At 60.5% G+C, this 22,184-nt stretch carries 17 protein-coding genes; 9 read left to right on the forward strand and 8 right to left on the reverse strand.

Annotated features, from left to right (window positions below; translation table 11 throughout):
• Positions 1-5: 5 nt before the first annotated feature.
• Positions 6-647 carry a TetR family transcriptional regulator C-terminal domain-containing protein gene (locus tag QO231_RS19500; protein WP_316780340.1) on the forward strand — a complete coding sequence of 214 codons (642 nt, stop codon included), beginning with the start codon at positions 6-8 and terminating at the stop codon, positions 645-647.
• A 3-nt stretch (positions 648-650) separates the two neighbouring features.
• Here QO231_RS19500 and preA read toward each other — a convergent pair whose 3' ends face one another.
• Positions 651-1,955 (reverse strand): NAD-dependent dihydropyrimidine dehydrogenase subunit PreA, encoded by a 1,305-nt coding sequence (preA, locus tag QO231_RS19505; RefSeq protein ID WP_316780343.1) that lies wholly within the window; start codon positions 1,953-1,955, stop codon positions 651-653.
• A gap of 49 nt (positions 1,956-2,004) precedes the next feature.
• Positions 2,005-3,327, reverse strand: a complete 1,323-nt coding sequence (locus QO231_RS19510; RefSeq protein WP_316780346.1) for an NAD(P)-dependent oxidoreductase — start codon at positions 3,325-3,327, stop codon at positions 2,005-2,007.
• A 264-nt stretch (positions 3,328-3,591) separates the two neighbouring features.
• Here QO231_RS19510 and QO231_RS19515 point away from each other — a divergent pair, with 264 nt between their 5' ends.
• Positions 3,592-4,053: a group III truncated hemoglobin gene (locus QO231_RS19515; RefSeq protein ID WP_316780349.1), complete on the forward strand. Its 462-nt coding sequence runs from the start codon at positions 3,592-3,594 to the stop codon at positions 4,051-4,053.
• 407 nt (positions 4,054-4,460) lie between these two features.
• Here QO231_RS19515 and phoB read toward each other — a convergent pair whose 3' ends face one another.
• From phoB to QO231_RS19545, 6 genes are all read right to left on the reverse strand, one after another.
• Positions 4,461-5,150 (reverse strand): phosphate regulon transcriptional regulator PhoB, encoded by a 690-nt coding sequence (gene phoB, locus QO231_RS19520; RefSeq protein ID WP_316780351.1) that lies wholly within the window; start codon positions 5,148-5,150, stop codon positions 4,461-4,463.
• 13 nt (positions 5,151-5,163) lie between these two features.
• The gene (phoU, locus tag QO231_RS19525) at positions 5,164-5,868 is read right to left on the reverse strand and encodes a phosphate signaling complex protein PhoU (RefSeq protein WP_316780353.1); all 705 of its coding nucleotides are present in this window, start codon (positions 5,866-5,868) and stop codon (positions 5,164-5,166) included.
• A gap of 10 nt (positions 5,869-5,878) precedes the next feature.
• Positions 5,879-6,676, reverse strand: coding sequence for a phosphate ABC transporter ATP-binding protein PstB (gene pstB / locus QO231_RS19530; RefSeq protein ID WP_316780356.1), 798 nt, complete (start codon positions 6,674-6,676; stop codon positions 5,879-5,881).
• 23 nt (positions 6,677-6,699) lie between these two features.
• Positions 6,700-8,001, reverse strand: a complete 1,302-nt coding sequence (gene pstA, locus QO231_RS19535) for a phosphate ABC transporter permease PstA (protein WP_316780359.1) — start codon at positions 7,999-8,001, stop codon at positions 6,700-6,702.
• A 10-nt stretch (positions 8,002-8,011) separates the two neighbouring features.
• Positions 8,012-9,388 carry a phosphate ABC transporter permease subunit PstC gene (gene pstC, locus QO231_RS19540; protein ID WP_316780361.1) on the reverse strand — a complete coding sequence of 459 codons (1,377 nt, stop codon included), beginning with the start codon at positions 9,386-9,388 and terminating at the stop codon, positions 8,012-8,014.
• A gap of 70 nt (positions 9,389-9,458) precedes the next feature.
• On the reverse strand, positions 9,459-10,496 hold the full coding sequence (locus QO231_RS19545) for a substrate-binding domain-containing protein (RefSeq protein WP_316780363.1): 1,038 nt from the start codon (positions 10,494-10,496) through the stop codon (positions 9,459-9,461).
• A 396-nt stretch (positions 10,497-10,892) separates the two neighbouring features.
• Here QO231_RS19545 and QO231_RS19550 point away from each other — a divergent pair, with 396 nt between their 5' ends.
• The 7 genes from QO231_RS19550 to addA all read left to right on the forward strand — a co-directional run bounded on the left by QO231_RS19550 (position 10,893) and on the right by addA (position 22,183).
• Entirely contained in the window at positions 10,893-11,978 is a 1,086-nt protein-coding gene (locus QO231_RS19550; protein WP_316780366.1) for a tyrosine-type recombinase/integrase, read from the forward strand.
• 219 nt (positions 11,979-12,197) lie between these two features.
• Positions 12,198-13,673 carry a PAS-domain containing protein gene (locus tag QO231_RS19555; RefSeq protein ID WP_316780369.1) on the forward strand — a complete coding sequence of 492 codons (1,476 nt, stop codon included), beginning with the start codon at positions 12,198-12,200 and terminating at the stop codon, positions 13,671-13,673.
• Between the two features lie 44 nt (positions 13,674-13,717).
• Positions 13,718-14,197 (forward strand): tRNA (adenosine(37)-N6)-threonylcarbamoyltransferase complex ATPase subunit type 1 TsaE, encoded by a 480-nt coding sequence (tsaE, locus tag QO231_RS19560; protein WP_316780372.1) that lies wholly within the window; start codon positions 13,718-13,720, stop codon positions 14,195-14,197.
• Positions 14,190-15,188, forward strand: coding sequence for an aminoglycoside phosphotransferase family protein (locus QO231_RS19565; RefSeq protein WP_316780375.1), 999 nt, complete (start codon positions 14,190-14,192; stop codon positions 15,186-15,188). Before tsaE ends, QO231_RS19565 begins: the two co-directional genes overlap by 8 nt.
• Positions 15,185-15,877 (forward strand): nucleotidyltransferase family protein, encoded by a 693-nt coding sequence (locus tag QO231_RS19570; RefSeq protein WP_316780377.1) that lies wholly within the window; start codon positions 15,185-15,187, stop codon positions 15,875-15,877. Before QO231_RS19565 ends, QO231_RS19570 begins: the two co-directional genes overlap by 4 nt.
• Positions 15,870-18,803 (forward strand): double-strand break repair protein AddB, encoded by a 2,934-nt coding sequence (addB, locus tag QO231_RS19575; protein ID WP_316780380.1) that lies wholly within the window; start codon positions 15,870-15,872, stop codon positions 18,801-18,803. The genes QO231_RS19570 and addB overlap by 8 nt, the downstream gene beginning before the upstream one ends.
• Entirely contained in the window at positions 18,803-22,183 is a 3,381-nt protein-coding gene (gene addA / locus QO231_RS19580; RefSeq protein WP_316780382.1) for a double-strand break repair helicase AddA, read from the forward strand. The genes addB and addA overlap by 1 nt, the downstream gene beginning before the upstream one ends.
• Position 22,184: the final 1 nt, after the last annotated feature.

Consider the following 22,184-nt stretch of genomic DNA (forward strand, 5'->3'; position numbering starts at 1 on the left):
AGGCAATGACGAAAAGATCGGCGCAAGCGCCCCCCCGCGACGCCACCCCACCCAGAACCCGCATCCAAAAGCGCAACCGCGAGCTGATCCTGGAGGCCGCGTTGGAGGTGTTTTCGCAAACTGGCTACCGGGGCGCAACGCTGGACCAGATCGCCGCCGAAGCGGGTTTGAGCAAGCCCAACCTGCTCTACTACTACCCGTCAAAAGAGGCGATTCACCGCGAGTTGCTGCATGGGTTGCTCGATACATGGCTGGATCCGCTAAAGGCACTGGACCACGGGGGCGAACCGCTGGACGAGATCCTGGAATACGTGCGCCGCAAGCTCCAGCTGGCGCGGGATTTTCCCCGCGAGAGCCGCATATTCGCCAATGAAATTCTGCAGGGTGCGCCGACGATCCTGCCCGATCTCGAGGGCGATCTGAAAACGCTGGTCGACAGGACCGCCCAAACCATCAACCACTGGGTCAAGGCCGACCGTCTGGCACCGGTCGACCCGGTTCACCTGATATTCTCGATCTGGGCGCTGACGCAGCATTATGCCGATTTCGAGGTGCAGGTGCGCGCGGTCAACGGCGGGGCAGACCCGTTTCCGGCCGCGGAACAGCATCTTGAGACGCTGTTCCGACGCATGTTGTCACCGGCCTAGCGTCTATTCCGCCGCCCGCGCCATCGGGTTGTTGGGGTGCGAGGTCCAGTCCGCATGTTCCGCCGGGATCACCCGTCCGGTGCGCGGGTCAGTGGTGCCCGGCGCAAGGCGTTCCATCGTGATGCACTCCTCAACCGGGCAGACATCAATGCAGAGGTTGCAGGCGACGCATTCGCTGTCATCCACATCAAACACCCTGTCGGCGCTCATGGTGATGGCCTGATGCGAGGTATCCTCGCAAGCAGCATAGCAGCGGCCGCACTTGATACAGGCATCCTGATCGATCCGCGCCTTGGTGACGTAGTTGAGGTTGAGGTACTGCCAGTCCGTGACATTGGGCACCGCGCGGCCACGAAAATCCTCGATCGTGGCATAGCCCTTTTCGTCCATCCATTGCGACAGGCCGCGTTTCATTTCTTCGACGATCTTGAAACCATAGGTCATCGCGGCGGTACAGACCTGTACGTTGCCGCATCCAAGCGCGATGTATTCCGCCGCATCGCGCCACGTTGTGATACCGCCGATCCCGGATACCGGAAGCCCGTGGGTTTCCGGATCGCGGGCGATCTCGGCGACCATGTTCAACGCGATGGGCTTGACCGCCGGGCCGCAATACCCGCCATGGCTGCCCTTGCCGTCGATGCTTGGTTCCGGGCTGAACGTGTCAAGGTTGACGGCAGTGATCGACGACACCGTGTTGATCAGGCTGACCGCATCGGCCCCGCCTGCCTTGGCGGCGCGCGCAGGATACCGGATATCGGTGATATTCGGCGTCAGTTTTACGATCACCGGTTGATCGTAGTATTGTTTGCACCACTCGGCGACCATCTGGATGTACTCCGGCACCTGACCGACGGCGGCGCCCATGCCGCGTTCGCTCATCCCGTGCGGGCAGCCAAAGTTCAGCTCGATCCCATCCGCGCCGGTTTCCGCGACACGGGGCAGGATGGCTTTCCACGAGGCTTCCTCGCAGGGCACCATGATCGACGCGATTAGGGCGTGATCGGGATAGTCGCGTTTCACGCGGGTCATTTCTTCGAGGTTCACCTCGAGCGGGCGATCGGTGATCAGCTCGATATTGTTGAGACCCAGAAGCCGCCGGTCCGCACCCCAGATGGCACCATATCGCGGGCCATTGACGTTGACGACGGGCGGGCCGGCCTCGCCGAGAGTTTTCCATACCACGCCGCCCCATCCGGCATCAAAGGCGCGTCTTACATTGTACTCCTTGTCCGTCGGCGGGGCTGAGGCGAGCCAGAAGGGATTGGGGCTCTTGATGCCCAGAAAGTCGGTTGTCAGGTCTGCCATTGTCTTGGTCCTTTCCGGGCCGCTGGCCCGACAATTATTGGGCGCGGCGCTATGAGAGTGCGGCGTGAATATCCTCGGCGGCATCGCGCCCTTCGGCGACGGCCACCACCGTCAGGTCTTCGCCCGGGGTACAGTCGCCCCCGGCCCAGACACCAGTCAGGCTGGTGCGACCGGGGCCGGATACGGTGATCTTTCCGCGCTCGGTGGCCAAGCCCGCATCCTCGGCCAGGGTCTGACCGATGGCCAGCAGAACCTGATCGGCAGGCAGACGAACGCGTTCGCCGGTAGGTTTCAATGTGCCATTGGCGGCATGCGTGCGCTCCAGTTCGATTTCCTGAACCGCGCCATCGCCATGAACGGCAATCGGAGTGACATTGGTCATCAGGTGCACGCCCTGCGTCGCGGCAAGGTCTTGCTCAAACCCGCTCGCACCCATCGCGGCACGGTTGCGGCGATAGGCCAGCGTCACAGTCTCCGCACCCAGCAGCCGGGATTGTACGGCGGCGTCAATCGCCGTCATACCGCCCCCGATGACCACCACGTTGCGGCCTACGGGAAGGACGGTCTTGTCATCCGCCTGACGCAGATCCGCGATAAAATCAACGGCATTGCGCACGCCGGACAAATCAAGACCCGGAAGATCGAGCGTGTTCACCCCGGCAAGCCCGATGCCAAGGAACACCGCATCATGTGCCTGTTGCAGGGCGGGCAAATCGATGTTTTTCCCAAGCGCCTTGCCCTGAGCAATGGTGATGCCGCCGATGCCGAGCAGCCAGTCAATCTCGCGCGCTGCAAAGTTCTCGGTGGTCTTGTAGGCGGCGAGGCCGAATTCGTTGAGCCCGCCGGGGCGCTCCCGTGCTTCGTAGATGGTAACATCGTGCCCCTTCATCGCGAGGCGGTGCGCACAGGCCAGTCCGGCAGGCCCGGACCCGACGATGCCAATGCTCTTGCCAGTTGCCTCGGCGCGCCGGAATGGATGCCCCTGACGGGCCATCGCGGCGTCGGTCGCAAACCGCTGCAGACGACCGATCTCGACCGGCTTTCCCTCGGCCGCTTCGCGAACACAGGCCTCTTCGCAGAGCGTTTCCGTCGGACAGACCCGGGCGCACATGCCGCCAAGGATGTTCTGTTCAAAAATCGTCTGCGCCGCCGCCTCGGGCTGTCCCGTCGAGATCTGACGGACGAACAAAGGGATGTCGATATCCGTCGGACAGGCCGTGATACAGGGCGCATCGTGGCAGAAATAGCATCGGTCGGCGGCCACCGCCGCCTCGTGCGGATCGTAAGCCGGATGGAGATCGGCAAAATTCGAAGCGATCTCTTCGGCATCAAGGCGTCCGGCAGCAAGTCCGGGTGTATGAGCGCTGGTCATTGAATCTCCCTGAGCGTTTTCTTTAGCCTGCCACAAGTCAGAATTTTATCAAACGGTAAAATTTTGCGTGGATCAACAAAAGGTCTTGCCCGGCTGCAGCCTGCCCGGTCTTCTTCCAAATTTCGAACGGATGCCGCCGCCCGGTCATTCACCGTTCGCAATGGAGTCCAGCATCCGAAAGAGTTCGTTTGCAACTTAATTGGTATTTACCATACTTATTAGATTGGATATTTCGAAGCGGACATATCTACCAAGGGTCAGGCCATGCAGACCAAATCCAAAATCGCGCCAACGCTCAATTCCGCACGTCCCGAGATGACGCGTGCGCTAATGGAAAAAACCGGGCTGGATGAGGCGCAACTTGCGACACTTGTTGAAGAATTTTACGGGCGCGTGCGCAGTGATCCGCTTTTGGGGCCGATCTTTGCCGCCCGTGTCACGGATTGGCCGGCCCATATGGATCGGCTGACCGACTTCTGGTCATCGGTGGCCCTCATGACCGGGCGCTATCACGGTGCCCCTGTCCCAGCGCACGCAAGTCTTCCCGTCACATGGGAGCACTTTGATCGCTGGCTTGCGTTGTTTCGCGAAACGGCGCATCGCGTCTGTTCACCGGAGGGAGCGGCGCATGTCATCGAACGGGCCGAACGCATCGCAAAATCGCTGCACATCGCCGTTCAGGATGCGGCAAGAACTAATCACGATTCAGTTCCGAACCTGCTTTGACGACGGTTGCCGCGCATCTATGGCACTTCCAGTTAACATTGAATCACTTGTTCGCTGCCTTTCGCTACGCTCAAACGCGAAAAGTGATAGGCCTTGTTTCAATGAAAACTAGAAATGCTGTAGGTCTCCGGAATGCAACGCCTGCGGCTTCGACTTTCAGGGTTTGAGCCGTGGGCCGGGCCACAGGCGGGCTGATCCGAGTACCCTCGCCGCGCACGCGATTCCGCCGCGCTGCCATCGGTGTTAGGTTGATTCGGTGTGCCCGGCTCAGCGCCGCGTGCGAAGCATTTGAGCGTTGCATGAAATCTCGGATGGCATGCGTACCCTCTCAGGGTTTGTTGTGCAAACCACTGCCGGGTGACAGTGCGTGGCGCTACAGGCAAATTTCGACAGGTCCCGGGTAACATTTACCCCAAAGCATATCCTGCGCCGCGAACAGTGCGTACCGGATCATCACCGCCATGTTGCATCAACGCCTTGCGCAACCGGCCGATATGAACATCAACCGTCCGGGTATCGACATAGATGTCGCGGCCCCAGACCCGATCCAACAGCTGTTCACGGCTCCAGACCCGCGCCGGCTTTTCCATGAAGTTGCGCAACAGTCGAAATTCCGTCGGGCCAAGCTTGATCGGCTTGCCGCCACGGCTGACCTTGTGAGTCTCGCCATCCAGAAGAATGTCGTCGAATTCAAGCTGTACGCCTACGGCGGAGGGTCGCGTGCGACGCAGTTGTGCCCGCACGCGCGCCATGAGTTCGACCACCGAATAGGGCTTGATCACATAGTCATCCGCGCCGGTTTCCAGCCCGCGCACCTTGTCGACCTCTTCGGAGCGGGCAGACAGCATGATGATCGGAATCCCCCTTGTCACCTGCCGCGTCTTGAGTCGCCTGCAGACCTCGATACCGCTGAGATTCGGCATCATCCAGTCAAGCACGATCACGTCGGGCGTGTCTTCGTCCACGACCAACAGCGCCTCTTCGCCGTTCTCAGCCTGGCATACACGGTATCCTTCGGCGGCAAGGTTATAGCTGAGCACCTCCCGCTGGGCGGATTCATCTTCGACGACGAGTACGGTGGGCTTGTCTGCGGACATGATCGTTTGGGACCTATGCGGTGAGTGAAGTCGTATCGGCCTTGGGCCGGTCTTCGTCAGGACGGTCGCCGGTGACCAGGTAGATCACCTGTTCGGCGATCGATGTGACGTGATCGCCCATGCGCTCGATGTTCTTGGCGATGAAATGCAGGTGCATGCACGGCGTGATGTTGCGCGCATCCTCGAGCATGAAAGTCAGGAACTCGCGGAACAGGGCGTTGTACATCTGGTCGACCTCGCGATCGCGCACGATCACGTGCTTGGCCAGTTCCACGTCACGCTGCACATAGGCATCCAGCGCTCCCTCGAGCATTTCCTCCACCTCACGCGCCATGCGGCGCAGGGCCGCCGCGCTGTCGTTGACCGGCGGAATTTGGGAGAGAACTGTGGTGCGCTTGCCAATATTCTTGGCGTAGTCACCGATCCGCTCGAGATTGCCGCTGATCTTGATCACGGTCAGGATCAGACGCAGATCTGAAGCCGTCGGTGCGCGCGTGGCAATGACGCGGGCGGCTTCTTCGTTGATCAGCTCTTCGAGACCGTCGATTGCCTTGTCGTTCTTGCGCACTTGCGAGGCGAGCTCTTCGTCGCGGCTTTCCAGCGAGCGGGCGGCGTCGTTGATTGCGGCCTCGACCAGCCCGCCCATCTTCATGATCTGGGCCTGGATGGTTTCAAGATCACGGTCAAAGGCCGAGACGATGTGGTTTTGGTCAGACATGGGTTATCCTTTAACCGATACGGCCGGTGATGTAGCTTTCGGTGCGCGGGTCTACTGGGTTGGTGAAGATATCTCCGGTTTCACCGAATTCCACCAGTTCGCCCAGATGAAAGAAGGCGGTTTTCTGGCTGACACGGGCGGCCTGTTGCATCGAGTGGGTCACGATGACGACCGTGAATTTCTGCCGCAAATCGTCGATCAGCTCCTCGACCTGCGCGGTGGCAATCGGGTCAAGTGCCGAACACGGTTCGTCCATCAGGAGGACTTCGGGTTCGGTCGCCACGGCGCGGGCGATGCAGAGGCGCTGTTGCTGCCCGCCCGACAGGCCAGTGCCCGGCGCGTCGAGCCGGTCCTTGACCTCGTTCCAGATGGCTCCGCGACGCAGGGCGCTCTCGACGATGTCGTCCAGTTCGGCCTTGGACCCCGCCAGACCGTGAATGCGCGGTCCGTATGCGACGTTGTCATAGATTGATTTTGGGAACGGGTTGGGCTTTTGAAACACCATCCCGACCTTGGCGCGCAACTGGACCGGATCCACCCGCTTGTCATAGATGTCGTCGCCGTCAAGCTTGATGTTCCCGGTCACACGGCAGATGTCGATGGTGTCGTTCATCCGGTTCAGGCAGCGAAGAAATGTCGATTTGCCGCACCCCGACGGACCGATAAAGGCCGTCACGCTGTTGTTGGCGATATCCACATCGACGTCTTTGATGGCATGGGTTTCCCCATAATAGACGTCGACCCGGCGTGCAGTGACCTTTGCCTCGGTCGATGTGGCGTCCCGCTCGATTGTTGTCATGTCGTTCATTGCGAATTCCACTTTCGGAGTGCTTACCATTTGCGTTCGAATTTCTGCCGCAGATAGATCGCGACCATGTTCATCATGACGAGAAAGCCAAGCAGCACGAGGATAGCAGCCGATGTGCGCGAAACGAAGCCGCGTTCCGGACTGTCGGCCCAGATGAAGATTTGTGTTGGAAGCGCCGTGGCACTGTCAAACGGGCTGCTGGCCGCCGAGGTGATGAAGGCGTTCATGCCGATGAGCAGGAGCGGTGCCGTCTCGCCCAGAGCCTGTGCAAGGCCGATGATCGTGCCGGTCAGTACGCCGGGCATCGCCAGTGGCAAGACATGCTGAAAGACAACCTGCTGTCTTGACGCGCCCAGACCAAGTGCCGCTTCGCGGATCGAAGGCGGCACCGCCTTGAGAGCTGCGCGGGTGGCGATGATGATTGTCGGCATCGTCATCAGCGCCAGCGTCAGGCCTCCGACGAAGGGAGCCGAGCGGGGCAGGCCAAACCAGCCGATGAACACCGCCAGCGCCAGCAAACCGAACACCACCGAAGGAACCGCGGCGAGATTGTTGATATTGACCTCGATGAAATCGCTCAGCTTGTTCTTGGGTGCAAACTCTTCAAGATATATTGCCGAGCCGATCCCCAGAGGGAACGCGATCAGGAAACAGGTGAGCAGCGCCCAGAAGGAGCCGACAAGCGCGCCCTTGAGCCCTGCCAGTTCCGGAAAACGTGAGTCCGCATTGGTGAAGAGCGCCCAGTTGAAGGGTTTGGAGATCGCGCCGTCTGCCTTCAGGTCATCGAACCACTGGATTTCGTCGTTCTTGACGCGCCGGTTTTGTTCCGGCGTTTCCCGGTCGATCAGCCCCTTGTTCAACTGGTCGAACGGATCAGAGACCGGCACGGTCATGGTAATCGTCTGACCAATCAGATTCGGGTCGGCCACCACCCGGTCGCGCAGTTCGAACTGCGCCCCGTTGGAAAAGATGCCCTCGAGAGTCCGTGATGTCTTGCGGTCGCTCAGATCAACACCGGGCAACATCTTGCCAAGTGATGCGACAAGCGCATCGTCAAACCCACCGCGCGGCAGGCGGGCTTCGGGGATTTCGTCGGGGTCGACATAGACGTCAAGCGTCAGATGGGTCTGGGTAAACGCCTGCCAGCCAGTCGAAACCAGGGACCCCACGAGGATAAAGAGCATCAGGAAAGCGAGGGAGATCGCACCCAGCCCGATCCATTGCAGTCGCATCTGCTTGCGCTTGCGACGTTTCAGCGAGGCGGCGACAAGGTCCGTCGATCTGGCCCGGCGGAGCGTGGCGGGGGCGTTGCTGATATCGGTCATGTCCAGGGCCTCAATCGTAGGCTTCGCGGTACTTGCGCACAATGCGCAGCGCGAAAATGTTGATGATCAGTGTGACAAGGAACAGCATCATGCCAAGGGCAAACGCGGCCAGTGTCTTGGGGTTGTCAAACGACGTGTCGCCGATCAGCAGTGTCACGATCTGAACCGTCACGGTCGTGACGCTGTCCAGTGGATTTATGGTCATTCTGGCGATCAGGCCCGCCGCCATCACAACGATCATCGTTTCGCCAATCGCACGGCTGACCGCGAGAAGCACGCCGCCGACAATACCCGGCAGCGCCGCCGGAAACAGAACCGTCGTCATCATCTCGCCGCGCGTCGACCCCAACCCGAGCGCACCATCGCGCAAGGTCCGAGGAACCGCAGACAAGGCGTCATCCGCAAAGGAGGAAATGAACGGGATCAGCATGATTCCCATCACCCCACCCGCCGCAAGGGCGGTGTTGGGCGCAACGTCCAGTCCGATGGACTGACCGAAACTGCGGATGGCAGGGGCGACGATCAGGATTGCGAAAAAGCCGTAAACGACGGTCGGGACGCCGGCAAGGATTTCAAGGAGGGGTTTCACGACTGCGCGAAACCTTCGCGGCGCAAATTCATTGAGATAGACGGCCGAGAACAAGCCGATCGGAACGGCAACCACGAGGGCAACGACCGTGATCACGATTGTCCCAACAAAAACAGGCAGCCATCCGAACGCCCCTTCGGCCGCGATCTGATCCGCTCGCAGGGGGATTTGCGGCTCCCAGTTCGTTCCGAACAGGAAGTCCGTCAGCGGGACAGCATCCAGAAAGCGAATGGTTTCATAGGTAAGAGAGACGATGATCCCGATCGTCGTGAATACGGCCACGGTAGAACAGAATATCATCAGCCCGGAAACGATACGCTCCACGCCCTGACGGGCCCGAAATCCGGCATAAACGCGTGAGCGGGCAAAACCAAGCAGGGCAAGCGATAACAGCCCGACCGAAGCAACCAACAGCCATCCCGCGTTGGTCTGAAGCCGGACGAAACGGTCGCCCGCGGCAATCTTCCAGTCTTCGGGCGTGCCGAACACCTTGCCTTTTGCCAGAGACTTGATCTCGGCCAGAACCAATTGGGTGCCCCCGCTGTCCAGACCGTCAAGAACACCATCGGGCAACCCGCCCATGACCAGTCCGTCGATCACCGGACCCTGAGCAACCAGCCAGAGAAGAATGAAGGTCAGCACCGGCACAAGGATCAGGAGCGCCGAGAACAGCCCATGATAGGAAGTCAGGGAATGCAGCCTGTCTCCGCCATCGCGGATCGCCTTGGCCGCGAGTCGGTTGATCAGGTAACCGGCAATTACGGCGGCGATAAGCAAGAGGAATGGAAGAGCTGTCATATGCCTGTTCTTTCCAGATAACACCCGGGGCGCGTCTGGGTGCCCCGGGGTCTGATTCTGAGTGCCCTGGCTATTCCGGAGCGGTCATTGCATCGCCATTCAGGACCGCGTCCTGAAGTTCGACGCGACGGTCATCGGCAAGCGCCACCAGGCCGCGTTCGGACAGGTATCCACCGGCTTCCAACGCATCATCCGACATGTACTCTTCGATGAACGCGTTGAGGTTCGGGATGACACCGCGATGTGCATTCTTGACGTAGAAGAACAGCGGCCGCGAAACCGGATAGGATTTGGAGGCAATCGTATCGGTGTTCGGCTCGACGCCCTCGATCAACACGCCTTTCAGCTTGTCGAGATTTTCGAACAGGAACGAGTAACCAAAGATGCCCATGGCGTTTGGATCGGCTTCGAGACGCTGAACGATCAGGTTGTCGTTTTCGCCCGCCTCGACAAAGGGGCCGTCGGTGCGCATGCGCGAGCAGTTTTCCTTGACCCAATCGCCGTCAAAGCCACCGGCGTGGACAAAGGGCAGTTCCTCGCAACCACCATGCATCGCGAGTTCGACCCATGCGTCACGGGTTCCCGATGTTGGCGGCGGGCCATAGGCAAGAATCTCGACGGCGGGCAGGTCAGGATTGATCTGGTCCCATGTGGTGTAGGGATTGTCGGCCCATTCGCCGTCAACCGGAACCTGCGCACCAAGCGCGAGGTAGATTTCAGCGAGCGTCAGGTCCCAGGCAAATTCGTTTGCGCGCGAAATCGCCATGGACAGGCCATCAAAACCGATCAGGGCTTCGGAAACTTCGGTCACGCCGTTGGACTGGCACAGCTCGTATTCCGAAGCTTTCATGGCGCGCGACGCGCCGGTGATGTCGGGATGCTGTTCGCCGATACCGCCACAAAAGATCTTCATGCCGCCACCGGTGCCGGTGGATTCAACAATCGGAGATGGAGCGCCTGTAATGTTGGCAAACTGCTCGGCCACGGCCTGTGTGTAGGGGAATACAGTGGACGAACCAACGATGCGGATTTCGTCACGCGCGGCTGCGGCTGTGGCAGATACGGCGAGAAGGGCCAGCGCCGACACAGAAAACTTGGTGAAAGACATGGTATCTCCTGATAGTCATTTCGGATCAGATCGGTCGATCCCTGACGTGTGGCTAGTCGGATTCTGTGATGCTTATGCAAAATTAATGTGACGGTTTTGTAACAGCGTGGCCGCACCCCAAACCCGCCACGTTGTTGTCGATCAAACGCTGGAAACGTCGGGCTGATTGACCTCTCTGCAGGACCATAAGGCCATCAATCTTGCGCTGATGGAGCAACTGCACATGCGACACCACAACGCGAGACAGCTCTGCCGCAGGCATACGCGGCATGGGCTTTCGCGCAACGCACAGACCGACAACATCGCCGGGAGTCCTGACCGGAGCAATTGCCCTGCCGCAACATTTAGGGGTAGGCTGCGGCGTGATCTAACCTCAAGTACGGATTGACCTGACACATGGCCGCAAGCACAGGGATACCGAGCCCGGAAGACGACGGAGTCGACCATGGTGCGCGTGATCGCGATGAACGCGACCCGATTGCCCTGCCGTCTCATGTAGCAGGCTCAGGCAGGCTTGATCGTCTTGTTGAAACCGCGCGCTCCTATGCAGAGCAATCCGCGTCTGAAAATACGCTCAAGGCCTATTCAAAGGATTGGGCCCATTTCACCCGATGGTGCAGGGTGAAGGGCGCAGAACCGTTGCCGCCCTCACCGGAGATGATCGGCCTTTACCTTGCTGACCTTGCGGCTCCCACAGACGGGTCCCCTGCCCTCACCGTCTCGACCATTGACCGGCGTCTCTCGGGGCTGACCTGGAACTATGCCCAACGCGGGCTCACGCTTGACCGCAAGGACCGCCACATCGCCACCGTTCTGGCCGGGATCAAACGCAAACATGCCCGGCCACCTGTTCAAAAGGAAGCGATCCTGCCCGAGGATATCCTCGCCATGGTGGCCACCCTGCCCTTCGATCTGCGGGGTTTGCGCGACCGGGCAATCCTGCTCCTGGGATATGCAGGCGGCCTTCGTCGCTCCGAGATCGTGTCCCTTGATGTCGGCAAGGATGACACACCGGACAGCAATGGCTGGGTCGAAATTCTTGACGGGGGCGCTTTGCTCATGCTCAACGCCAAGACCGGCTGGCGCGAGGTCGAGATTGGCCGGGGATCGTCCCAAAAGAGCTGCCCTGTCCATGCGCTGGAGCAATGGCTGCACTATGCCAAGATCACCTTTGGCCCCATCTTTGTGCGCACGTCGCGGGATGGCAAACGGACATTCGAGGCCCGACTCAACGACAGGCATGTTGCCCGCCTGATCAAGAAAACGGTTTTGGCCGCCGGATTGCGTCCGGAGTTGCCCGAAGATGAGCGTCTCGCCCTGTTCTCCGGCCACTCTCTGCGTGCGGGCCTCGCCTCGAGCGCAGAAGTTGACGAGCGGTACGTGCAGAAACATCTCGGCCATGCCTCCGCTGAAATGACCCGCCGGTACCAGCGCCGGCGCGACCGCTTTCGCGTGAATCTCACCAAAGCGGCCGGGCTATAACTAGACCCGCCTGGCCATCTGATCAGCCCGGTTCGCCCGCCAAAGCGGCGCCTCGCGGCCTGCGCCGGTCACCGCCCTTAACATCCCGTTAACCAATCTCCGGTCAAACTGAGGCACTCATCAAGGTTTCGGGTTAGAATGTTCCGGGGGTTACCGATCATCGAACTCTTCATGCTTGCCATAACGTGCCTTCTCGCCGCCTACGCGGGATCAAGGTTCTTGACGCCGCGCCCGCAGGTCCGCAATGTCGGGCCGAAATCTGCCGATGACGTTGTCTGGATATTTGACGGCTCTGATCTCGTCGATTCCAGCACCCGTGCGCGCCGGGTCATTGAACTGCCCGACGGCCCCTGTTTCTGGAGCGATCTGCATCAGGGGCTCTCCTCACTCTACCCAACCTTTCCCAAGACCCACGATATCGTCAAGGTCAGCGGCCAGGTGGTCGCGCAGGCTCCGGATCTCAAGAATCCGAATGAGATCTACTGCGAGTGGATCGATGGAATTACACGGGTATCAATGCGCAAACGTCAGCAGGACAGCCCGCAATCAGGCGATCTGATCGATGTCCTTTCCGGCGCGACACACGAGTTGGAAACCCTGCGCTTTGCCGTCAACAGCGCGCATTATCCGATCTGGTGCGTTGACGACGCAGGCGATGTCATCTGGTTCAACGCGGCATTTGATACGCTCTGCCAAACGGCCCTGGGCAAACCCGCAAGGAAGGTCTCCTCTCTCTTTGGGCCCGCAGGCGAAGTTCCGATCCCGACCAAGCGAACCCGGCGCAGTCTCACGATTTCCGAAACTGGCAAGAAGCTCTGGTTCGACGTTTCGGTCGTGCAGTGCGATGCCGGAACATTGATCTATGCCATTGACGTGAACGCAGTTGTCGACGCCGAAGTGACACGGCGCAATTTCGTCCAGACTCTTGCAAAGACCTTTGCCCAGCTTTCCATCGGATTGGCGATTTTCGACCGGAACCGGCAGCTTGTGCTGTTCAATCCCGCGCTTGTCGATCTGACGGCGCTGCCTGCTGATTTTCTCAGCGCCCGCCCCACAATCCTGTCGTTCTTTGACCGGCTGCGGGACAGCCGAATGATGCCCGAACCAAAGAACTACAACAGCTGGCGCGACCAGATGGCCGAATTGGTCGAGGCGGCCGCCGATGGCCGATATCAGGAAACATGGTCGCTGCCATCCGGATCGGTCTATTCGGTCAGCGGGCGACCCCATCCTGACGGGGCAGTTGCATTCCTGATGGAAGACATCACCGCCGAAATTACCCTGACGCGCCGTTTTCGTTCGGATCTCGAGATGTGGCAGGCGGTTTTTGATCAGATTGACGACGCAATTGCCGTCTTTTCCATGACGGGCGACCTGATCTTCTCAAACACCGCCTACCATATCTTGTGGGGGGTCGATCCTGAAAGCTCCTTTGCCCAGACGTCGATCCTCGATTCCAGCCGGATCTGGCAGGACCAGAGCATGGCCAACCCGATATGGGGAGATATTCGTGATTTTGTCACGACGCAGGAAAACCGCGCGGAATGGTGGGCCAAGGTTGCGCTGAAATCCGGTGAGACGCTGGTCTGCAGCGTGCATCCCGTCCAGCGCGGAGCGACGATGATCAGCTTTAGTCGCGCAACAGATAGACCTCGGTCGATTGCGCAAAAGCAGCCGGAATTGACGGCAGGCTGACAAAGCTGCTTGCGACCGGAATCGCGGCCCGGCATTGTGGCTCAATGACAGTCGCGCAAAATATCATCCCGTTGCAGAACCCTGAAAACACCGCACAAGTCGCGGCAGAGATCGGTGCAAAACTGGTGTCGGGAGATACCCTTCTGCTCGAAGGGCCGATCGGAGCAGGAAAGACACATTTCGCGCGTCACCTGATCCAATCTCTGCAGGATGTCCCCGAAGACGTACCTTCGCCGACGTTTACGCTCGTTCAGACCTATGACACCACTGCCGGTGAACTGTGGCATGCAGATCTCTATCGGCTGACGGCGCTCGATGAAATCGAGGAGCTCGGCCTTGCCGACGCGTTCGAGACCGCCATCTGCCTTGTCGAATGGCCCGACCGGCTGGGTGATCTTGCACCACCTGCGGCATTGCGGTTGACCTTTGAAACAGATCCGTCATCTGAAACCGCGCGGACCCTGACCTGTGTCTGGTCTGACTCAAAGTGGCCCTCAAAACTGGAGCAAATCCACAATGTCTAACCGCGATGCGCTCACCGACTCTTTCCTGAGCCGCACCGACTGGGCCGATGCCCGACGCGGCCCGCTTGCCGGTGACGCGTCGAACCGGCGTTACGAACGGCTCACAGATCGCGATACCGGCGAAACGGTCGTCCTGATGGATGCACCGCCCGAAAAGGGAGAAGACGTGCGTCCGTTTGTGCGCATTGCCAAGCATCTTTGCGGCGTCGGCCTGAGTGCTCCCACCATTCTGGCCGAGGATGTCGAGAACGGATTCCTGCTTATCGAAGACCTGGGTGATGCGCTGTTCGCTCGTGTGGTCCGCACCGAGCCGGGGCTTGAGACGACGCTATACGAGGCCGCAATTGACGTTCTGCTGAAACTGCACGGCGCACCCCTCCCCGAGCTTGAGACCTATGCTCCCTCGGTGATGACCGATCTCTCGGCATTGGCATATTCAAAGTACCGGGGCGGGATTGTTGGTGATACGGAAGGCGAAGACAGGTTTCGGGCAACGTTCCATGAACTCTGTGCGGACTACGACCCCGCCGCACCAGTCCTGATCCAGCGCGACTACCACGCCGAAAACCTGCTCTGGCTGCCGGATCGGACGGGCGCGGCACGGGTCGGTTTGCTTGACTTTCAGGACGCGATGTTGGGGCATTCGGCCTATGATCTGGTGTCGCTTCTGCAGGATGCCCGACGGGATGTGTCACCGGAACTCGAGGCTGCGATGATCAACCGCTATCTTGCCAGGTCGGGTGCAGATCCTGAGCAGTTCACCGCCGCCTATGCCGTGCTCGGCACCCAGCGCAACCTGCGTATCATCGGTGTTTTTGCCCGGCTGGGCCTGGAGTACGGAAAACCGCACTACGTCGATCTGATCCCGCGTGTCTGGGCCCACCTGATGCGCGATCTTGTCCATCCCGCCCTGCAGCCGATCGCGAACCTGTTGCGAAACGCACTCCCGACACCGACTCCGGAAAACCTGGAATACCTGAAGCCGACATGAAGCAGAGCCCCGACGCCGTCATGCTGTTTGCCGCCGGATTTGGCACCCGGATGGCGCCGTTGACGGATCATTGTCCCAAGCCCCTGATTCCCGTGGCCGGAAAGCCGCTGATTGATCATGCACTCGCATTGATCAAGGCAACCAATCCGGCCCGTATTGTGGCCAACACCCACTACCTGCCGGATCAGATGGCCGATCACCTGCGCCCGCTGGGTGTAAGCTTGTCACCGGAACAACCCGAAATTCTGGACACCGGCGGTGGCCTGCGCGCAGCTTTGCCCCAGTTGGGGAATGGCCCGGTCTTTACCCTGAACCCCGATGCGATTTGGGCGGGCCCGAATCCGCTGACCCTTTTGCGCAAGGCGTGGAAGCCGGATCAGATGGATGGGTTGTTGGTTTGTGTTCCAATTGCGCAAACCGTTGGCCGGATCGGCAGTGGCGATTTTGATGTCAATGAATCAGGACGGATCAGCCGCGGCGCGGATTTCGTCTATGGCGGGGCGCAGATTGTCAAAACGGACGAACTACACGACATCCCGGAAAATTCTTTTTCTCTCAACGTGTTGTGGGACAGGATGTTGCAGGATGGCAAGTTGTTCGCGTTAAGGTATCCCGGTCGCTGGTGCGATATCGGCCACCCGGCCGGGATTGGGCTGGCCGAAGACCTGCTTGCGCAATCCGATGTTTGACCCAACCGACAAGCCGCGCGTCTTTGCATTGCCACCGGGTGTCGACTTTCCCGATGCCTTGGTTGACGGCGTGATCGGTCGCTGCGATGCCGGTGATCCAACCGCACTCGCGCGGGTGCAGATTGTCGTGAACACACGACGCATGGCCCGACGCATGCGCGACCTGTTTGATGCCGGTCCGGCCCGCCTTTTGCCAAAGGTGTCGTTGCTGACCGAGATCGGCGCAACTGGGGTCAAATTGCCGCCTCTGGCCTCTTCATTGCGGCGCAGGCTGGAACTGGCGCGGCTGATCAGCCGTCTCCTGGACCAACAACCGGACCTCGCGGCGCGATCATCCGTCTATTCGCTGGCCGACAGTCTGGCAGAATTGATGGACGAAATGCAGGGCGAAGGCGTTCCGCCAAGCCGGATCAGCGAGCTTGATGTCAGCGACATGTCGAGCCACTGGGCCCGTGCACAACAGTTCTTTGGCATCGCCGAACAATACCTTGCGGCGCAAGACGGGCTGATGGTGGACCCTCAGACACGCCAGCGCCGCATGGTCGATGCCCTGATCCAGCGATGGCAGGAAGCACCGCCGGAAACACCGGTCATCCTTGCAGGTTCGACCGGGTCGCGCGGCACAACTGCGCTCTTGATGGCTGCAATTGCGCGCCTGCCGCAAGGGGCGATTGTCTTGCCGGGGTATGACTTTGATCAGCCGGATGCGGTCTGGTCCCGGCTTGATGAACCTCTGCAATCGGAGGATCATCCGCAGTACCGGTTTCGCCACCTGATGCAAATGTTGCAGATTGCGCCCAGCGATGTCGCGCCATGGACCGATGCGCAGCCGCCGTCACCCGACCGGAACCGGCTGATTTCCCTGGCATTGCGCCCTGCTCCGGTGACGGATGCCTGGCTGACCGAAGGGCCGGGCCTGAGCAATCTGGCAACCGCAGCCGCCGATGTGACGCTGATACGGGCACCGGAGCCGCGCGCCGAGGCATTGGCGATTGCCCTGAGATTGCGCAAGGCCGCAGAGACCGGGCAAACCGCCGCGCTGATCACGCCGGACCGAATGCTGACACGACAGGTTTCCGCAGCACTTGACCGCTGGAACATCCTCCCGGACGACAGCGCCGGCCTGCCGCTGCAGCTGTCGCCGCCGGGGCGGTTCCTGCGCCATGTTGCCGGGCTGTTTGCAAAATCCCTGAACGGCGAGATGCTGTTGACGCTGCTCAAGCATCCGTTGTGTCACAGCGATGCCATGCGTGGCGAGCACCTGTTGTACAGTCGCGATCTGGAACTGTACCTGCGCCGCAATGGTCCACCCTTTCCCACGGCTGAAACCTTGACCGCGATCTGTCAGCAACAGAAGAACCTGCCGCCGCCGGAATGGATCGACTGGCTGACGAGCCGGTTCGCCGGTCAGGATACCGTCGGCGCACGACCCCTTGCAGACTGGACATTGCATCTGCGCGAAATGGCCGAAGCCATTGCCGGTGGCAGTCGCGAAACCGGGAGCGGCGCCCTTTGGACCGGGTTTGCCGGAACCGAAGCGCAGACCATCATTGCCGCACTTGAAGCCGAAGCCGGGCATGGCGGTGACATGACCGCGCGCGAGTTTTCCGACCTGTTGGGTGCCTTGTTGGCAGGTGGCGAGGTCCGCGACCCGAACGCACCACACGAACGCATCATGATCTGGGGCACGCTGGAGGCGCGGGTGCAGGGGGCCGACCTGCTCATTCTCGGCGGGTTGAACGAAGGAAGCTGGCCCGAGGCACCGAACCCCGATCCATGGCTGAACCGGACCTTGCGAAACAAGGCCGGGTTGTTGTTGCCCGAGCGGCGAATTGGCCTCTCTGCGCATGACTTTCAACAAGCGGCCTGCGCCCCCGAAGTGTGGCTGACCCGCTCGCTGCGCTCTGACGATGCGGAAACCGTGCCGTCGCGTTGGCTCAACCGGGTGACGAACCTGCTGAACGGGCTACCCGATCAGGGTGGCCCCAAGGCGATGGAGGACATGGCGGCGCGGGGGCAGAGATGGCTGGACTGGGCCAAAGAACTTGACCGGGCCCCGCGCGTTGAACCGGCCCACCGGCCCTCGCCGCGCCCCCCGGTTGTGTCACGCCCGACCAAACTGTCGGTGACGGAAATCAAGACGCTCATCCGCGACCCCTATGCGATCTACGCAAAGCATGTGCTGCGGCTGCGCCCGCTCGATCCGCTGGTGAAAGAGCCGGACGCCCTGCTGCGCGGGATTGCCGTGCATGACTTTCTGGAAACCTTCATCAAACACACAACCGATCGACCCGGCGACCTGACACGTGATGTATTTCTTGATTTCGCACAAAGGCAATTGAACACCAGTGTTTCCTGGCCAGCGGCGCGACGGCTGTGGCGCGCCCGGCTGGCGCGCATTGCCGACGCGTTCCTGTCGGAAGAGAAGGCGCGTCGCGAGATCGCATGGCCCGCCGCCTACGAGGCCGTGCTGCGCTATCCGCTGACTCCATTGCCCTTTACGCTGACCGGACGGGCAGATCGCATTGATAGGGATGAAACGGGCGCGCTCCATATCTATGACTACAAGACCGGCGCACCGCCAACCAAGAGCCAGCAAGCAAAGTTCGACAAGCAACTGCTGATCGAGGCCGCGATTGCCGAAGACGGTGGTTTTGACGCTCTCGACCCCGCCCCTGTTGCCGAGGCCGTGTTCCTGCGGGTCGGCAGCCCCGGCGCGAATGTCCACGCTCCTCTGGCCGAAGAGCCGGCGGCCAAGGTCCTGGCTGATCTGCGCGAGTTGATCGGCGCCTACCTGGATGAATCACAGGGATACACCGCGCGCAGGATGTTGGAAAAGGACTCCGACGTCGGGTATTTCGACCAGTTGGCACGCTTTGGAGAATGGGATCGCTCTGCAAACCCGGTCACGGAGGACCTGACGTAATGCCCCGTGATGACGCAACAGAACGGCAGGTAACGGCGGCGCGCCCGGATGCGTCGACCTGGCTCGCGGCAAATGCGGGGTCGGGCAAGACGCGGGTTCTGACCGACCGCGTGGCGCGGCTGTTGCTCGAAGATGTCAGGCCCGAACATATCCTGTGCCTGACCTACACAAAGGCCGCGGCGAGCGAGATGCAGAACCGGCTGTTCCGTCGGCTGGGCGACTGGGCGATGCGCGGCGATGGGGACCTCACGGCGACGCTGGTCGATCTTGGCGTATCCCGTTCGGTTTCGCCGCACCAGCTGGCCCACGCGCGCACGCTGTTTGCGCGGGCAATCGAAACGCCGGGCGGGCTGAAGATCCAGACCATTCATTCATTCTGTGCATCGCTCTTGCGGCGGTTTCCGCTGGAGGCCGGGGTCAGTCCGCAATTCACCGAGATGGAAGACCGCGCGGCGGAATTGCTTCAGGCTGAAATCGTCGAGGACTTTGCCGATGGTCCGCAGGCAAATCTGGTGGATGGGATCGCGCAGTTCCTGAGTGACACCACGTTCGACGGATTGACCCGTGCGCTGGTCCAGCAACGTGAAGCCTTTGCACATCCTGTTGACCAGGGTGCATTGTGGCGCAGCCTGGATTTGCCCGTCGGATATGACGAGACGCGTCTCCGCGCCGAAGTGTTTTTCGGCGCTGAGGCGGAGCTGTTGGATCGTCTGCGTGCCGCCGTCAACGGAGGCAGCAAGACCGAGCAAAACCTGGCGGCAAAACTGGCGGTCATCACGACGCCTGATCTGTCGGACCTGCCAGCGCTGGAATCTGCGTTCTTGACTGGAAAGGACGCCAATTCTCCGTTCTCCGCCAAGATAGGGGCTGTTCCCACCAAGAAAACGCAAGGCGATAACCCGGACCTGATGCCCGGCCTCGACGCGCTGATGCTGCGGATCGAAGCAGCGCGGCCTTTGCGGTTGGGTCTCGCCTGCGCAAGAAAATCGCTCGCGCTTCACAGTTTTGCCGCCGCCTTTCTGCCGGAATATGCCCGCCGCAAACAATTGCGCGGTTGGTTGGATTTTGACGATCTGATCCTCAAGGCGCGACAATTGCTGAACGATCCGGCCGTGGCGCAATGGGTGCTCTATCGGCTCGACGGCGGGATCGACCACATACTGGTGGACGAAGCGCAGGACACCAGCCCAGTCCAGTGGGATGTGATCGAAAAGCTGGCACAAGAGTTCACAAGCGGCGAAGGAGCGCGCGGCGACAAGCCGCGAACCATTTTCGTCGTCGGTGATAAAAAGCAGTCGATCTACTCCTTTCAGGGCGCCGATCCGGAAGAATTCGACCGAATGCAGACAGAGTTCTCCCAGCGCCTTGCAGGGTCGGGCGAAGGCTTGCAGGATTTGACGCTGGAATACTCCTTCCGGTCATCCGAGGCGATCCTGCGATTGGTCGACATCGTCTTTGCCGGTCACGAGGATGCGGGGTTTCGAACGGATTTGCATCACCGCGCCTTCAAGTCCAACCTCCCGGGCCGGGTTGATCTGTGGCCGGTCGTGGAAAGGGTCGATGATGCCGACGATCGGGTCTGGACGGACCCGATCGACCGGCCAAGCCCGCGCCACCACAATGTCATCCTGGCGGAACAGATCGCAACATCGATCAGCCGGATGATCGCGGACGCTGAAACCATACCGGTTGACGGTGACGCGCCGGGCGAACTGCGGCGGCGAAAGGTTCAGGCCGGAGACTTTCTGATCCTCGTTCAGCGCCGGTCTGACCTGTTTGCCGAAATCATCCGGGCCTGCAAGGCGGCGGGGCTGCCGATTGCCGGGGCGGATCGGCTCAAGGTCGGCGCGGAACTGGCGGTCAAGGATCTGGCGGCGTTGCTGAGCTTTCTCGCGACGCCGGAAGACAGCCTGTCGCTGGCCACCGCGCTCAAATCTCCGCTTTTTGGATGGGATGAACAGACCCTTTTCGATCTTGCGCATCGTCGCGACAGCACGTTCTTGTGGACCGCCCTGCGCAAGCGTTCCGATGAATACCCGGAAACCATGGCGATCCTGAACGATCTGCGCGGCCAGACCGATTTCCTGCGTCCCTATGACTTAGTCGAGCGGATCCTGACCCGCCACGACGGGCGGCGCAAGCTTTTGGCGCGGCTGGGGTCCGAGGCCGAGGATGGGATCAACGCCCTGTTGTCGCAGGCGCTGTCCTTTGAGCGTGCGGATATTCCGAGCCTGACGGGTTTCCTTGTCTGGATGGAAACCGATGATCTCGAGATCAAGCGACAGATGGGTACGGCCGGCAACATGGTACGGGTGATGACCGTGCACGGGGCCAAGGGTCTGGAATCGCCGATCGTGATCCTGCCAGACACCGGGCCACGGCGTCCGCCCAGAGGCGGCGAGATCATGACGGTTGACGATGTGCCGCTTTGGCGGATGACTGCAGTCGACATGCCAAAGGCCATGTCGACTGCCCATGCGGAAGCCCAGCAAAGACAGCTGAATGAGCGGCTTAGGCTCTTGTATGTGGCTCTAACACGGGCCGAAAAGTGGCTGATCGTTACTGCTGCGGGCGATTTGGACAAGAATGGCGACAGTTGGTATCAGATGGTCGAGACCGCGCTGACCGAAGCCGGCGCAGAACAGTGCGTCTTTGAATCCGGTCCGGGTCTGCGGCTGGCGCATCTGGATTGGCATGCGCCAGAGCAGCAGGATACCGGGCAGATTGATCAGCACACGGTTGTTGTACCCGAAATCTTCAGCTCAGCCGCGACCCCGCCCAAACCCGGAACAAGATCGCTGAGCCCATCCGACCTCGGAGGTGCGAAAGCGCTGCCGGGAGACTCCGGGCTGGACGAAGAGGCAGCAAAGCTTCGCGGTGCGCAAATTCATTTGCTGCTGGAGCATCTACCGGACATGCCACAAGCAGGTTGGAATGAAGCAGCCTTTGGAATTCTGCACGGATTGGACAGCCTGCAGATCGCACCGCTGCTGGCCGAGGCGCGAACCGTCCTGAAGAATCCGGACCTCTACGACGTCTTTGCCCGCGATACGCTGGCAGAAGTCCCGGTTACGGCAGAAATCTACGGGCGGCGATTTCACGGGACGATCGACCGTCTGATTGTCGGAGCGAAATCTGTCCGTGCGATTGATTTCAAAACCAACGCGACAGTGCCCGCAGCGCCCGAAGACTGTCCCGACGGACTGTTGCGGCAAATGGGGGCCTACGCCGCGATGTTGGGCCAAGTCTACCCGGATCACAGGATAGAAACCGCGATCCTGTGGACGCGCACCGCGACACTTATGCCATTTCCACACGATCTTGTGTCTGATGCGCTCGGTCGCGCACCATCTCTTGACGATGGCGCTGTGCGTTCATAGG

The sequence above is a fragment of the Sedimentitalea todarodis genome, from assembly GCF_032595355.1.
Classification (GTDB): Bacteria; Pseudomonadota; Alphaproteobacteria; order Rhodobacterales; family Rhodobacteraceae; genus Sedimentitalea; species Sedimentitalea todarodis.